At 59.8% G+C, this 14659-nt stretch carries 11 protein-coding genes; 4 read left to right on the plus strand and 7 right to left on the minus strand.

Going from position 1 to position 14659, the window contains the following annotated elements:
• Positions 1-3: 3 nt before the first annotated feature.
• Complete coding sequence (locus NAMU_RS22845; RefSeq protein ID WP_041369330.1) at positions 4-621, minus strand: GyrI-like domain-containing protein; 618 nt, start codon at positions 619-621, stop codon at positions 4-6.
• Positions 622-796: 175 nt separating this feature from the next.
• On the opposite strand from NAMU_RS22845, the gene NAMU_RS22850 reads away from it, so the two are divergent.
• The 3 genes from NAMU_RS22850 to NAMU_RS31995 all read left to right on the plus strand — a co-directional run bounded on the left by NAMU_RS22850 (position 797) and on the right by NAMU_RS31995 (position 2395).
• The gene (locus NAMU_RS22850) at positions 797-1378 is read left to right on the plus strand and encodes a dihydrofolate reductase family protein (protein WP_015749709.1); all 582 of its coding nucleotides are present in this window, start codon (positions 797-799) and stop codon (positions 1376-1378) included.
• A 36-nt stretch (positions 1379-1414) separates the two neighbouring features.
• On the plus strand, positions 1415-1876 hold the full coding sequence (locus NAMU_RS27785; protein ID WP_015749710.1) for a GyrI-like domain-containing protein: 462 nt from the start codon (positions 1415-1417) through the stop codon (positions 1874-1876).
• Positions 1877-2143: 267 nt separating this feature from the next.
• On the plus strand, positions 2144-2395 hold the full coding sequence (locus NAMU_RS31995; RefSeq protein WP_407669263.1) for a helix-turn-helix domain-containing protein: 252 nt from the start codon (positions 2144-2146) through the stop codon (positions 2393-2395).
• A 117-nt stretch (positions 2396-2512) separates the two neighbouring features.
• Here NAMU_RS31995 and NAMU_RS28665 read toward each other — a convergent pair whose 3' ends face one another.
• Both NAMU_RS28665 and NAMU_RS28670 read right to left on the minus strand, forming a co-directional pair.
• Positions 2513-3949 carry a UvrD-helicase domain-containing protein gene (locus NAMU_RS28665; protein WP_015749712.1) on the minus strand — a complete coding sequence of 479 codons (1437 nt, stop codon included), beginning with the start codon at positions 3947-3949 and terminating at the stop codon, positions 2513-2515.
• On the minus strand, positions 3942-5630 hold the full coding sequence (locus tag NAMU_RS28670; RefSeq protein WP_169312542.1) for an ATP-dependent nuclease: 1689 nt from the start codon (positions 5628-5630) through the stop codon (positions 3942-3944). The genes NAMU_RS28665 and NAMU_RS28670 overlap by 8 nt, the downstream gene beginning before the upstream one ends.
• Before the next feature lie 612 nt (positions 5631-6242).
• Between NAMU_RS28670 and NAMU_RS29585 the strand changes: the two genes are divergently transcribed.
• Entirely contained in the window at positions 6243-6995 is a 753-nt protein-coding gene (locus NAMU_RS29585; protein ID WP_138180429.1) for a hypothetical protein, read from the plus strand.
• Positions 6996-7098: 103 nt separating this feature from the next.
• On the opposite strand, the gene NAMU_RS22865 is transcribed toward NAMU_RS29585, so the two are convergent.
• The 4 genes from NAMU_RS22865 to NAMU_RS22880 are packed head-to-tail and all read right to left on the minus strand — an operon-like array spanning position 7099 to position 14564.
• Complete coding sequence (locus tag NAMU_RS22865; protein WP_015749714.1) at positions 7099-7827, minus strand: M48 family metallopeptidase; 729 nt, start codon at positions 7825-7827, stop codon at positions 7099-7101.
• Positions 7814-10900 (minus strand): type I restriction endonuclease subunit R, encoded by a 3087-nt coding sequence (locus NAMU_RS22870; protein WP_015749715.1) that lies wholly within the window; start codon positions 10898-10900, stop codon positions 7814-7816. The genes NAMU_RS22865 and NAMU_RS22870 overlap by 14 nt, the downstream gene beginning before the upstream one ends.
• Positions 10897-12132 (minus strand): restriction endonuclease subunit S, encoded by a 1236-nt coding sequence (locus tag NAMU_RS28675; protein ID WP_015749716.1) that lies wholly within the window; start codon positions 12130-12132, stop codon positions 10897-10899. Before NAMU_RS28675 ends, NAMU_RS22870 begins: the two co-directional genes overlap by 4 nt.
• A complete protein-coding gene (locus NAMU_RS22880; protein WP_015749717.1) occupies positions 12132-14564 on the minus strand; it encodes a type I restriction-modification system subunit M in 2433 nt (810 codons plus the stop codon). The genes NAMU_RS28675 and NAMU_RS22880 overlap by 1 nt, the downstream gene beginning before the upstream one ends.
• Between the last annotated feature and the right edge of the window lie 95 nt (positions 14565-14659).

Genomic DNA, 14659 nt, shown 5'->3' on the forward strand with positions numbered 1-14659 from the left:
CGCTCAGGCGTCCGCGACCGGCTGCCGCAGGATGGTCCGCAGCTTGGCCGGCTCGACCCGTCGGGCGTCGCTGAGATAGATCTCGTGGTGCTTGCCGGTCATCCGCAGGTCGGCGGCCGGGATGAACCCGTGGTGCAGCTCGGCCAGTACCTCGGCCTCCGCGTCATAAGGCCCGACATGCAGCGTCTGGACACACCGGCCCTCGTGCAGGGTGTCCAGACGCAGCGCGTCCAGGCTCGACGAGGGCGGCGCGGTGGCGGCGACCGTTGCTCGCGCGGCTTCGACCATCGCGCCGGTGATCCACTCCGGCGCCATGATCATTACCGTCCAGTCCCACTGCGACTTGTCCCGCCGCGCGGTGAACGCGGCCATGTCCGTCGCCCACCACAGCGCCTCCAGCGGCGGCACCACGTAGTCGCGGCCCAGCTCACGCTTGCTGGCGAACTTGAGCTTGTAGGCGACGGGATACAGCGCCGCGAGCGCGCCGGCGTACGCCGGCGCCGTGTTCGGGTCGCCGTGCCCGTCGATCATCAGGTACTGCAGATCCGGCACGTCCACGATCCGGAACTGCCCGCGGCGGGCCTGGTAGCAGTCCAGCGTCTTCTTGAAGTCGATCTTCATCGGTGACGGGCACACGTCGGCTCCAGCGCAGCGATGTCGGCTCCGGACATGCCGTCGATGATGGCAGCTTCACCCCGACCCGAGCGGCCCGCCCTGCCGGGGCCGATGAGTCCAGGCTCGCCGCGCGGTCACAGTGAGGGAACGCTGACCTGACGCGCCGGACCGAAGGACAAGCATGGGCAAGCTCATCTACTCGATGATCACCTCGCTCGACGGGTATACCAAGGCGGCCGAGGGTGACCTCGGGGACGGGGGCGCCGACGACGAGGAGGTGCACACCTTCATCGGGGACACCTTCCGCCCGGTCCGCACCTTCCTCTACGGCCGGCGGATGTACGAGACGATGGTCTTCTGGGAGACCGCGCACACCCTGCCCGACGCCCCACCGTTCGTCGTGCAGTTCGCCCGCGACTGGCAGACGGCGGACAAGATCGTCTACTCCACGACGTTGGACAGCGTGTCCAGCGAGCGGACCAGGATCGAGCGCACATTCGACCCGGACGCGGTGCGCGCCCTCAAGGCCGAATCCGATCACGACCTGTCCATCGACGGTCCGACCCTCGCCGCCCAGGCAATCAAGGCGGGCCTGGTGGACGAGTACTACCTGTTCCTCACCTCGACCGTGGTCGGTGGCGGCACCCGGTTCTTCCCGGACGGGGTGCGGCTGGAGCTCGACCTGGTCGAGCAGCGAGCCTTCGCCAACGGTCTGATCGCTGCCCGGTACCGCACCCGCTCGTCGACCGAGTCCGGATCATGAGCTGTCGACGGCCGCGGTGTGGCTGACGTTCCAGCGATGACAGACCCCGTCACAGTGCTCACTGTCCACCCCCGCTCGTTGGCAGCAGTGCGGTGCGAGGTCGCGCCGGGCGAGGTCAGCACGGCGTGGGGTCCGGCGATCGGCAAGGTCTGGGATTTCATCCGCAGCCGACCGGGGCTATGGACCGACGGCCACAACATCTTCGTCTACCACCACCCGGATCAGCCGGGCGCACCGATCGTGTGCGAGTTCGGCGTCGAGGTCACTGGCCCTTTCCCGCCCGTGGGCGACGTGTACGCGACGGCGACGCTCGGTGGCGAAGCGGCTGTCGCCGTCCACCGCGGGCGGTACGACCGCATGCCGGAGACGTACCGAGCGATCACTGAGTGGATGGCGGCGAATCGGCGGGAGTCGGCCGGGCACTCGTGGGAGATCTACGGCGACCCGACACCGGATCCCTCTCGCACCGAGACGACGATCGTGCACCTGCTGAAATAGCGCGACCGACGAGAAAGGCCCGGATCCACTAACGCGAATCCGGGCCTTCTGCTGGTGGAGCTCCTGCGAACGTACTCAAAACATCTCCCCACCGTTTCGTCTACGCTCCGTCACCTGGAACGCCATCTGGCGACGGACCGTGACGAATCCGAGCCCGACCCGCGACCCACACCCGGCTTCATCCACAAACTGGACCACCGCTTCCCACCCGAAGTCCTCCAGCAACTTGCTGCCGACTACGAAGCCGGCCACAGCACCCGCCAGCTCATGCAGACCTACGGACTCGGCAAGGGCGCTGTTCTCCGTGTCCTCAAAGAGGCTGGTGTCGAGATGCGCCACCAAGGCCTGAACGACGAAGACCAAGACGAAGCCGTCCGCCGCTACATCCAAGGCCAATCTGCTGCCCGCGTCGCCGATCAGCTTGGCTGCTCCCCCGACCATGTCCTGGCCTGTGTGCGCCGTGCCGGTCACCCCGTCAGGCCCCGCGTCGGTGGCCGCCAACGCAAGCAACCTCAGTGAGGCTTGTACTTGTCCTGCTCCTCGGATCCGACCAAGCTGACAATGTGCTTCCGGAGCGCTTGGTTGGTGAGGCGGGCCATAACTGCGCAGACCCCCCGAGAATTCAAATCGAATGCGTTAGGTGTATCGCAGAGTTTGAGATGAACTAAATACTGTTAGCGTCCTGCAGGCTCGCGTGATTGCGACATAGAGATTCTCGTAGTCGCCCAGACCGTCAGCATCGGCCACTATCACATGATCGAACTCAAGACCCTTGACCAGCAATGTTCGGGACACGCTTCGACTACTCGCCTGACGACCAACCCGACGGACATGATCTCGGATACGCGCCAAGTGGGGAGGGGTTGGCTCATCTCTCGTATCGGCGTCCAGAGCCAATACTCGCTTCGTGTCATGCCAGGCTTCCAAGCGAATCAACCTTATACCCCTGACGGCCTCAATCGCTTGCATCGCTTCAACAACAGATCGATGACTCGGGGACTGGACGACTCTATCAAGAGACACTAACACCTCGGCCAAGCCGGTTCGGCTCAGGTGGCCTACTGCTTGGAAACGGTTGAGTTTTCCTAGGATCGCCGCGTCGAGCCCTGCGAGGCCAACGAAGCAATCTTTAGCGAACTTAGCGAGCAAGCTAGCCCAGCTTCGTCGGTCTCGCGCGGAATCCAACTTAGTCAAGAACTGCTCCATGAATTTTCCTTGCAGCTCCTCCATCACTCCAAAGCCGTAGACCCGGCCGGCGATGCTCGCGCAATCAGAAGGCCATTTGCCGATAATCAGTACACTTCCACCTAACGACACCAATCGTGACGCTTCAGTGGCGAGGTTGGCGTAGTTCGGCTGGCGTTGGTACCAGGAAACCCCAACGACACTGGTGTCTATAACCAATGGGTTGTGGCGCAGCAGGCCGGGCCGTACATCTAGCAACCATTGTCCGAGCGCGGGATTCACGGCTGCCCAACGCCAAGGTGTATGAGTCAATGTTACTGGAGGGAACAATTGACTGAGGTTGTCGTCCCAGGCGATAAGATCCTCGTCACCGAACCTGAATATGCCCTGCAACCGATCACCCAGAACACACGCCTTGGGGATGGATACACAAAGCGCTCGAATAAACTCATGCTGTGATACGACGCAGTCCTGGTATTCGTCTATCACGAGATAATCGAAACTGGCGGCATGCACGGCCTGTATCGCATCCGATAAGACGACGCGAGTAGCGCCTTCAACGTAGTCCTTGCTTCTCGACCAGTTTGGATCCTGAGGTATGTTTACACCAGCGAGCAGCGGGTAGCTGCGGACGAGGTCGAAGGCCCAGCCAGCAATCGTGTCAACATGGACCATATTTCGCGGTACGCCGAAGCGTTGGAGCCGTCGCCTAATAGCATCGACCCCAGCATGAGTATGCGTTAAGACCAGAGTCCGGCGTCCTGTTTCGGCACCTACAGCAGCTAAAGCGGCGACGATCTGTGTCTTGTCGGTGCCCGCAGGCATTTCGACCGATGCGGGCAAACTCCCGACTATCTCGTGAGCAACCGCGGATAGCGCTTCATCCATCGGAGTCGAAACCCTCTGAAGGCATATCTTCGAAGTACAGGTATGATCTGAGCCCCGACAGCTTGCTCTCAAATGTACTGCCGACGATAGATGGCCAATGTCCATGGACCCATTCACCCAGGATGATAGCGTCGTCTACAGTCTTGAACCATTTGTACTTCTTGGCTGCTTTGGAGATACCCTCGCGAGCCGCATCGATCGGGACGCCCTGATCCAGCCATTCTGAAACTGACGTCGTGCTGACGCTATCTGTCATTACTCGGTTAAGATCGGCTATGACCGTCTCCTCATCAACGCGAACACGGCCTGCCAACACAAGCAGATCGGTCAAGAGGCTTGCGTCCATAGAGGCGACCAGCTGGTCTTCGGTTGCAAGTCCTGCCTCCCAACGCACTACCAACGAACCGGCACGCGCAGTAGCTTGAACCGCGTTGTCAATCGACGGGTCGTCATGATCCACGAATAGAGCAGTCGAGTACCCGAGCCCCTGAAGGAGCTTCGCACGAGTAGGAGCCGTAGAACCGCCCCGACCATCCTGGATGGTAGACCCAAGAGCAGCAAGCGGAGCATAACCAGCAGAACTCCGTGTCTCGTCCCATTGGCGAGTCAATCCCAAGAGAAGGCCGTGTTCGGTCTTACCTTCTGCGACAACAATTCTTCTAGCTAGAAATGCGGACGGTCCGGCGCGAAGGCCTGCCTGCACACCTTCCAATCCCGCAGAAACACTTTTGGCATCAACCTCCCCTCGAGATGAACGGACTATCACAAGGTCAGTTGCTTGTAGTTGTTCGACCGCAATCGACGAGTGCGTCGTGACAAAGATCTGGCATTCAAGCGGGTTTTTTGCGAAGTGACGAAGGAGGTGTACGAGCCGATGAGGCTCCAGCCCGTGCTCTATCTCGTCAATAAGTAATACTGCGCCTTTCTCGACTGCCATTTGCTGGGTAGCGATGCCTGCCAAGCGGCGCGTACCGAGGCCGTAGTTCGTCATCGGCACATTACCCTCGAACAGTGCGAGATTACCGCCGCTCGTTGTCAATGAGTTGTCGAGTCCTGGGCGCATGTTCGCGAACGAGCCGGTCCCGAGCTTGTTCACTTCATCTTGAATCTTACCTGTCAGGGCCTGCAGCTCGGGCGTCACGGAATTGAAGACTGCCTCGCGTGCAGCTCGCACTGCAGCTGCCAAAGTTCCTGTTGCCCCGTGGGTGGAGTCGGTGAGCCGTGACAATGCCGAAGCCTTCGACCATCGGAGCTGGATGTCGATTCGATCATCAGCTTTGAAGACATCGAATCGACGCCTCACGCCGGCGCCAATCGGTGCAAACTCGCCTTCGTGGTCAGGTCGGAAGATCGTCCATGACGGCTCAACATCCTTGCTAAGCTTCAGTTGGATGATTACGCAAGGCAAGAAGTCGCCTTGTGGATCATGCTGGTACTCACCGTCCGAGTTTACTCCACTCAGATGAAAGCCGAGCAGGCTATGCTGCAGCATTTCTGCGGGCAGATCGGAAACGGTAACCCTGATGATTATTGAGGTTGACGTGTCCCCATCGTAGAAATCCGTATCATTGATAGAGAGGTTCCAGCGGTCGGTCAACGCCAGGTGAATTGCTTCCAGTAGAGTGGTCTTGCTGCTGTCACCTGGGCCAATCAAGCAGAAGAACGTCTTGTCTGCAGGCACTCGCCAATCTGCCCGCTTGATACCCTTGAAATTCTCGATTTCGACTCTTCTGATTCGCAATGTTGCCGCTCCCCCGGTAGTCTATGTGAGCTATTATTGCATCATTCCGACTTGTACGCATGTTGCGACATCTACAACATAACCGGGTCGCCCCGGGAGGGGGTACCAATGCATCACAGCACAAGTGCGCGACTCGGCTTGATCCATGTGGCATAGTTCCGTTGTGAGCAGTGCAGGCCCCGAGGCCTACTCGACATGGCCCGCGCTACCGGCGCGTCATGAATCTTATTGTCAGTAGTCTGACATGACCGAGCGAACCGATGACACGGCGCAGGGCGACCCGGGCCGGCCGACCGTGATCGCCTGTGACGAGTCGGGTAGTGAAGGTGACCGGGTGTTCGACAGTGCAAACCGAGTATTCACTCACGCCGGCGTGCATCTAAGTACCGAACAGGCCCGGGTCATACTGAGCGAGCTGCGCGGTCGGCTTCGCGTGCGCAGAGCGGCGAATTGAAGGCTCGGCATCTGCTACGTGGTCTTTACGCACGAGATGCCCGTCACTGGCTGTTTGGCGAAAGCGGACCGCTGGCTGGCAATACGACAGTATGGGTTTTGGATAAGGAATTCTTCCTGACGAGCAAGATCATTGATCTTCTCGTCGAGCCGATCGCTCACGAATCTGGCGTCGACTTGTACGAGAATCGCGGTGCACGGCAAATCGCGTACGACTTCCATTCTCTTGGACCGCGATCCTTCAGTTCCACGGACTGGGATAGACTCAAGGAAGCCTTTAATAGCCTTGCTCGGATCAACCAGAGGGCGGGTGGCAAGGTTACGGTAGATGAATTCATGAACCTACTCGGAGATCTCAGATTCAAATGCCGACGCCGTCGGATGCAGGAGATCATAGAGCTGTTGCTCCGATCGAGGCAGCACGCCGCGAGCATAGCTCAGCAAATTCCGTCAATGGATCCGCTCTTTGCCGGCATTCCAGCAACTGCATACGAGTGGTTCCATCGGCTTCGTGTTCCACTACAAATAGTCCACGATGAGCAGAATGCATTGACCTCAGAACGCATTAGTCAGATGGTCAGTACCCTTACTGGCAAACATGACCTCAGCAAGTACGCGCCACCTATAAAGATCGCATCCTTTGAACTTGCCGACTCCAAGACCGACGTGCGGTTGCAATTGGCGGACATTGCTGCTGGGGTCGTGCGGGTTTATGCCGAACACATCATTCAGCCAGTGGGTCAACCCGAAGTTTCGTTACCCGTACAGTCGATTCAGAGGTTGATCCTTAATGACTCGGTGACCTCATCTCAGGAAGATTACACTCAGCTAACTGGCCGGCCCGGCGGTTAGTAGCGTCTGCCATGGCGATATCCTCAAACTAGTAGAGGAGGCTCCAAGAACTTGGCGTCAAGCTGCCTCGACCGACCCATCACGCTTCAACCAGATCAATGGATTAGCCCGCGGCCCACTCTTCGTGGCCCATCGGCGCATCGGTCAGCAGGTCGCGCCGACTACGCCAGTCGGGCAAATGCTTGTCCATAAGTTTCGTGAAGGTTTCGCCGTGACCGCGTTCGAAGTAGTGGGTCATCTCATGGACGACGATGTACTCGAGGCAGTCCGGGTGCTTCTTGGCAAGTTCGACGTTAAACCACAGGTGCCGCGACTCGCGGTTGCACGATCCCCACTTCGTCTTCATACGCCGGACTGTCCATTTCGGCACGGTCACGCCCAGCTTGGTCTCCCACGCGGGAATCAGATCACCCAACTGGTGGCGCAATTGGGCGCGGTACCAGCGGTCCAGTAGGAGACGACGCTGCTCTTCCGTGGCGCCCACGGCGGCGAACAGAACGAGTCTTTCACCGTCGACTTCCAGGTGCCCGTGGCCGGGTCGTTCGACGACTTTTAGGCGACGGCGCACCCCCCACACGTAGTGTGATTCGCCAGCTACCATCTCGCGTTCCGTCTGCCGGACGACGGATTGGAGCTGATCGCGCTGCTGCTTGATCCACGGCAAGCGTTGGATCACGGCGAGCCGCACCCGGTCGTCGTCCAGCTTCAGTGGCGCAGCGACGCGCACCCGTCCCATGGGCGGGTAGACGCCGATGTGCAGGTTCTTGATGTCCTTGTAGACGACATCGACGTCGATGCCGCGGACAGTGAGGTAGGCGCTAGTGGTACTCATGGCGTGCCTTCACCAGTTCGAACAGTTCGTCCACCTGGTCGAAGTCAGCGGGCAGCGCGCGCTTGATCGCGTTGCGAACAACTTTCTCCTTCATCCGGTTGCCGACCCACCCGTCCGGTTTGGTGTTCCAGAGGGCCGTGTCGACTTCGATGGCCAGCGCATCATTCGGGAAGAAGAAGTCGACCAGCGCGCGGCGGGCGCCGTTGTCCGCCCAGGCCGGGTACTTGGTGTCCGACTCTTTCGTACCGAGTTGTTTGGCGGCGTCGAGCAATCTAGCGAGGTACTGCTGGTAGTCGATCGCGCTCTTCCGGCGTTCTTCAATAATTGCGTCGAGCAACTCACTCATCTTGTCGTAGTACTTCGGATTCATTGCGCGCTCGTCGACGATCACCTTGCGCATGTTGTTCGTGATGGTCGCAGCGACCGCCTCGGGATCCTTCTTGATGCCCGCGGGCAACTTGTCGATGGCCCCATCGCCGAGCCTCACGATCAGGTCTATGAGGCCGGTGTCATCGAACTCTGAGACCACTTCGGACGCGCTGGCTTGGATGTAGGTGTCGAGCAGGAACCGCATGCCGGCCTCGTACTGCTTGAAATCCACGTCCTCACCGGCGCCAAGCTTGACCTCGGCCCGAACGTTGACGTAGTGCGCGATCTCCTCCTTGATCGCCGCAGCATCGGTGTCGCTATAGCCGGCATCGGCCATCTCGTTCGCGAGGTTGCCGAAAGCGCGGGTCACGGCAGCGACAGCCTTGTACAGCTCGACGCGTTTGGGTTCGTTGGCTTTGAGCTGTTCGGCGTTGCCGTGCTCCATGGCGCAGAAGTACTGCTGGTACTGCAGCGTGCCCTTCGGCGGCAAGACCGGTTCGACCAGAGCACGGATCCGCTCCAGAGCCTCGTCGAGGTCTTCCCGTGCCTTCTCGATCCGGTCCGACAGCAGACCGTCGATGTCCTGCTTCTCATAGCCATCAAGTGCACCCGACGTGTAGTCGGTGATGGCACTTTCGAGCGAGTTGAACAAGTCTTGGTAGTCAACGATGTAGCCGTAGTCCTTGTCGTCGCCGTCGAGACGGTTGACCCGGCAGATCGCCTGGAACAGGCCGTGGTCGCGCATCTTCTTGTCGATGTACAGGTAGGTGGCACTCGGCGCATCGAAGCCGGTCAGTAGCTTGTCGACCACGATGAGCAGCTGCATCTGGCCCGGGTTCTCGATGAACTGCTTCTTGACGGCCTTCTCGAACTCTTCGACCTTGTTCACGGCGGTGTCTTCGGGCTCGTTGAAGTAGTCGGCAAGCATCCGGCGGTAGATGTCGTACTGACGGATCTTCTCGGTCTTGCCCTCGCCGGAGTCTTCCTTGGCGATGTCGCCCGGGTGTGGGACGTAGCTGGTGATGATCGCACACTTGCCCTTGAATCCAGCGTTGCAGAACAGTTCATAGAACTTGCACGCCTGGTAGATGCTGGATCCGACCAGCATCGCGTTGCCGCGGAGGTCCATCAGGCGCGGCTTGGTCGCCATGTCGAGCAGGATGTCGTTGACGATCTGCTTGGAGCGTGGCTCGCTGGACACGACCTTCTGCATCGTGCCCCAGCGCTTCTTGAGCTCCGCCTTGGACAGGTCGGTCATGCCTTTGGTCTTGACCTCGAACCACTTGTCGACCTGGGCGGGCGAGGTGAGCTGCTGGTCGATGTTGCGGGCCTCGTAGCGCAGGTCGAGCACCACGCCGTCGCTGACGGCCTCATCGAACTTGTAGGTGTGTATGAACGTACCGAACGTCTCGATGCTCGTTTCCTTGTCGGTCTTGAGCAGCGGCGTGCCGGTAAAGCCGATGAACATCGCCTCCGGCATGAGTTGCTTCATGGCCTGGTGCATCTTGCCGGATTGGGTGCGGTGCGCCTCGTCGACGAACACGAACAGGTTGCCCTTGGCCTTGAAGTCCTTCGGAATCTTGGCGTTGAGTTCCCTGATGAAATCCTCGCCGGCCTGGTCGAGCGCCTTGTCGTCGTCCGAGCCGCGGAACTTGTGCACGAGCGAACAGATGAGCCACTCCTGCGACTTGTTGAGGGTATCGAGCAGGTCGGCGCCGCTGGTCGTGCGATAGATCTGCTCATTGACGCCGTTGAAGACCTTCTCAATCTGCTCGTCCAACTCGGTTCGATCGGTGACGAGAAGGACACGGGCGTCCGGCTGATGCTCGCGAATCCACTTCGCCAGCCAAACCATCGTCAGGCTTTTGCCCGAGCCCTGGGTGTGCCAGATGATGCCCCCTTCACGTTTGGCAATGCGTGCCCGGGCGGCTTTGACGCCGAAGTACTGGTTATGCCGTGGACCCTTCTTGACCCCCGCGTCGAAGACGATGAAGTCGTGGATCAGTTCGAGAAAACGGCCTCTGTTGCAAAGTTGGAGCAGGGCGCGATCAAGCCGGTCGGCGACGTTGGACGGTTCTTTCCATTCCAGCCAGTACTTCTCCGGCGTATCGATCACGCCGTAGCGGAGGCCTTCGACATCATTGCCGGCGAACACGAACTGAACAGTAGAGAAGAATGGGCGGATGAACTCCGGCCTCTGGTTGCCTATCGTTTGCCGGATGCCTTCGCTCACCCCTACAATCGATCGCTTCAGTTCGATGGTGGCGAGCGCGATGCCGTTGACGTAGAGCACGATGTCTGGGCGCTTGGCGTAGTGACCCAGGACCGTAACTTCCTCCGCGACGGCGAAGTGGTTTGCCTCGGGGTCTTTCCAGTCGATGAGCCAGACCGTCTCGGTCTGCTCGCCCACACCCGGCCTCACCTTCACGCCGTAGCGCAGCAGCTGGTAGACGTCCTTGTTCGCTTCGTACAGGTCGTGCCCAACGCCGACCGAAGCGGCCTTGCCGAGCTGGTCGAGCGCGCGGTTGATCAAGTTGCTGTCATAACCGCGGGCTGTCAGATTCTGTGTCAGCAGGCCAACCTCGATATTCGAGTTGCCCTCGCGATGCCCCCAGTTGCCCAGATACTCATAACCGAGCTGCCCACCGAAAAGCTTAACCACACGATCCTGCGCCTTGCGCTCGAGCTGACCGACGTCGCTCATGTCGCGGCCTCCGTCGGCAAGCGCGTATGTCCAGTCAGGAGGCGCTGCATCATTCCGGTCTTGAAGGCGCGAGCCTTCATCAGACGCTCCTCCAACGCTTCGAGTTGTCGATCGGCGTCAAGCAGTGCGCCGGCGATCGCACGCTGCTCATTCACCGACGGGAGCGAGAGCGCGAAATTTCGCATGTCAGTGGCATACAGGTGGTAGACAGTGGACCCGCGCACGAGCTGGAGCACTTGGTCCGCGTGATGCCGAATGGCGTGAGCGACGAACGGGCCATGAGCATGTGCCTTGTCAGGTCGAATGATAAGGATGTCGCCGCCCAATACGACTCCGGCGCCGTGGATCGCACTGGCTTTAGCCAGTCCGCGTGGTGTCACATCGGACGTAGGCATCAGGACATCGAGGTCCTCAGACACGACCACGCGTCCGGTAGGCGTTGTTCGGCTGAAAACCTGACGGATTTCGGGACCGTAGAACGTGAATAGCTCACCGTAATGAATACACAGGGTCGAGCCAGAAGATGTCAGAGCCGCCTTCGGAAGTCCCGCACCCTTGCTGAAACGTGCGACAGCTCCGAGCGTTGTCTCGCTCCATGCCTCGTTGAAACCTGGGAGCCGCGTTCGACCCGTAAGGAGATGCTGCATCATGCCTTGCTTGATCGCCTGCCTCTTGGCGATAAGGTGCTGGATGGAATCGATCACTTTCCGGACATCTTCAAGCGCGGCAACAATACGGTCCTGCTCCAATTTCGACGGTAGCCACACGGGTAATGCCGAAAGAATGCTTGTATTCAGGTTGGGCATGGTCCCGCCAACGGCATTGTCGACGAGCCATGCCTGCGCCGACGTCCCTCCAAGGTAGTCAGCGACGTACGCCGGATTGACCGTCGTCCGGTCACTTCCAAATCGAGCCGCGAGGCAGCCTGTCCCGCAGAGCCAACCCGCCTCTCTCGTCCGCACGAGGGATCGACGACCAACGTCTCCTCTCCTGCTGAAAATGATGTCGCCCTCCCGCAGAGCATGGCGACGCAGTCTGTGAGCGTCCTCAACCCCGATGCGCGCAATGCCAGCCTCCCGGATTTCGTTGTCTCCGAGATTCACCGGCATTACGAGTGGTTTGCCGGTGAACTGGTAGTCACTGGCGTGAAGCTGACTTCCGAAGGGCCCGGTTTGGAGGACGCCCCCGGTGGCCTTAACAACAGCTCCGAGCGTAGTGAGATCGCCGCTCATCAACGAACTCCCATTGCGGCGAGGTGTTGGGAGACAAGCACTTCTGACGCCCTCAGTTCGGCGTCGAGGTCGTCGACGGTCTCCGCGTACCGCTCGCCGAGCTGCTGGATCCGTGCGACCAGGTTCTGAGTGAGTCCGGTGACTTCGCTGGCTACGCCCTCCGCGATGGTGGCGTGCCACTTGTCGTCGAGCACGAGGCCTTTTATTTCGGGCAGCGTCAGATCGCCGTACTTCTTGAGGGTGGCGGCGTCAAGTGCGGCCTGGGCATCCTTGGCCGCCTTCCTTGTGACGGCTTCATAGTTGTACAGGCCGAGCAGGTGCTGCAGCGCCTGAGTCTCCTCGGGTTCCGCCCCTTCGTGCTTGGCAACCTTCAGGCGAGCACTCACCAACGCCTTGCTGATCTTGTCGTCGTCCATGGCGTCAGCGAGTAGTCCGTCGTCGACGGCGTGCTCCTCGATGTATTCCTCGACGGCGCGAGCTGCCTCATCGGCAACGAGGCTGAGCTCGTCAACCTTGGCCTGCTCGTTGGCAAAGAATCGGGCCACGACGAGGGCCGGCGGGATGAGATCCATCTTGTACTTATTGGCGCCACGGCCGGAGCCGACGACGAGGTCGGGGGTTTCTGAGAGCTTGCGCTCCTTGTCCTCGATCGCCTTGCGTGGCTTCGCGGCGTCGAGCCACCCGTCGTTCATCACGAGGAACACGTCGTCGTGCATGGTCTCGTGCCAGTAGGTCATGAGCTGCTCGTATACGTCGTACTCATCGAGCAGTGCCGTGTCCTTGAAGCGTGCCAGCAGGTCGTCGGCGATGCGGGAGATCAGCTCGTTCGGGACCGTTTGCTCGTTAATGGCCTGCAGAATCGGTCGATGTGTCACGAACCAGTCATCGACTGCGCTTCGGACGTCTGCGGCGAATTTGGTGAACTCGTCGGAGTCGAGTACTGATTGCTGGACGTCGCTGACGTCAATAGTCAGGTCGCTGTAGCCGGGCCGGTTCGGTTTGAACAGGGTGGCGCGCAAGCTGGGGAAGGCATCCCAGTAGACACCCAGGGCGTCCAGGTCGCGGTCCGGGATGCCGCCATGCAGGTGGGCGTGCAGGTCCTGGAGGTCTTCCGGTTCGGATGAGTCGATGTAGCGCGGGATGTTGAGGTTGAAGTCGTTCTTCGGGTCCGAGATTTCGGACAGCGGAACCATGCGGGAGTAGCGTTCGACCTCGAGCTGCTTGTTGAAGGTGTCAACGATCTTGTGGATGTCTTGGCTGCGTAGGCGGTTCTTGTTGCCGTCCTTCATGAACCCCTTCGAGGCGTCGATCATGAACACGCCAGTGCGGGCGACAGCATTCTCCTTGTCGAGGATGACGATGCACGCGGGTATTCCAGTTCCATAAAAGAGGTTAGGCGGCAAACCGATGATGCCCTTGATGAACCCTTGCTTGAGCAACCGCTGCCGGACCGTCGCCTCGGCGTGGCCACGGAACAGCACGCCGTGCGGCAGGATGATCGCGGCTTTCCCGACGCTCTTGAGGGACTTCAGGGCGTGCAAAAGGAAGGCGTAGTCGCCGTTCTTCTCCGGCGGACGACCGTATTCAAATCGGCCGTAGTCGTTTTCGAGCCCATTGCTCCAGGACTTCAGCGAAAACGGCGGGTTCATGACCACAAAGTCAAAGGTCCTGAGGTGGTTACCACTCACGAACTGCGGATTGGTGATGGTGTCGCCTTTGGCGATGTCAGCGATCTCGTTGCCATGCAGGATCATGTTCATCTTGGACAGCGCCCAGGTAGCGTTGTCTTTCTCCTGGCCGTAGATCGTCATGCCGCGCGGCGCTTCGGAGGCAGCTTTGAGCAGCAACGACCCGGAGCCACAGGTCGGGTCGTAGACGGTCTTGTCCTGCCTGGTCCGGCTATTGATACCTACGACCTTCGCCAGGATCCGGGAGACCTCGGCCGGCGTGTAGAACTGGCCCTTGCTCTTGCCCGACTCCGTGGCGAAGTGTCGCATAAGGTACTCGTATGCGTCGCCAAGCAGGTCGTCGCCCTCAGCACGGGAGCCGCGGAAGTCCAAGTCGTTGAAGATCGTGACGAGCTTGGAGAGGCGGTCTTGCATCTCTTTGCCCTTGCCAAGCTTCTCTTCGTCATTGAAGTCGGCCTGGTCGATGACGTTCCGAAGGCCGTTGGCTTCGGCCAGCTTGGCAATTATCTTGTTGAGCCGGTCGCCGATCTCTTTGTCGCCCTTGGCGGCGAGCATGTCATCAAACGAGCCACCTCTCGGGACATCGATCAAGGTGTTCGGGTCTGTCTTGGCCTTGTCCGACACATACTTGACGAACAAGAGCGTGAGAATATAGTCCTTGTACTGGCTCGCATCCATGCCACCGCGCAGCTCGTCGCAACTCTTCCACAACGAGCCGTACAGATCTGACTTCCTTAGTACCACGTCACATTCTCCACTGTCTGACCATCCTCGACGAAGATTGTATCGCAATACGAATTCTCATATATGCGCTATTATACCGACAAGCAGCACGTTCG

The sequence above is a fragment of the Nakamurella multipartita DSM 44233 genome (assembly GCF_000024365.1).
Taxonomy (GTDB): Bacteria; Actinomycetota; Actinomycetes; order Mycobacteriales; family Nakamurellaceae; genus Nakamurella; species Nakamurella multipartita.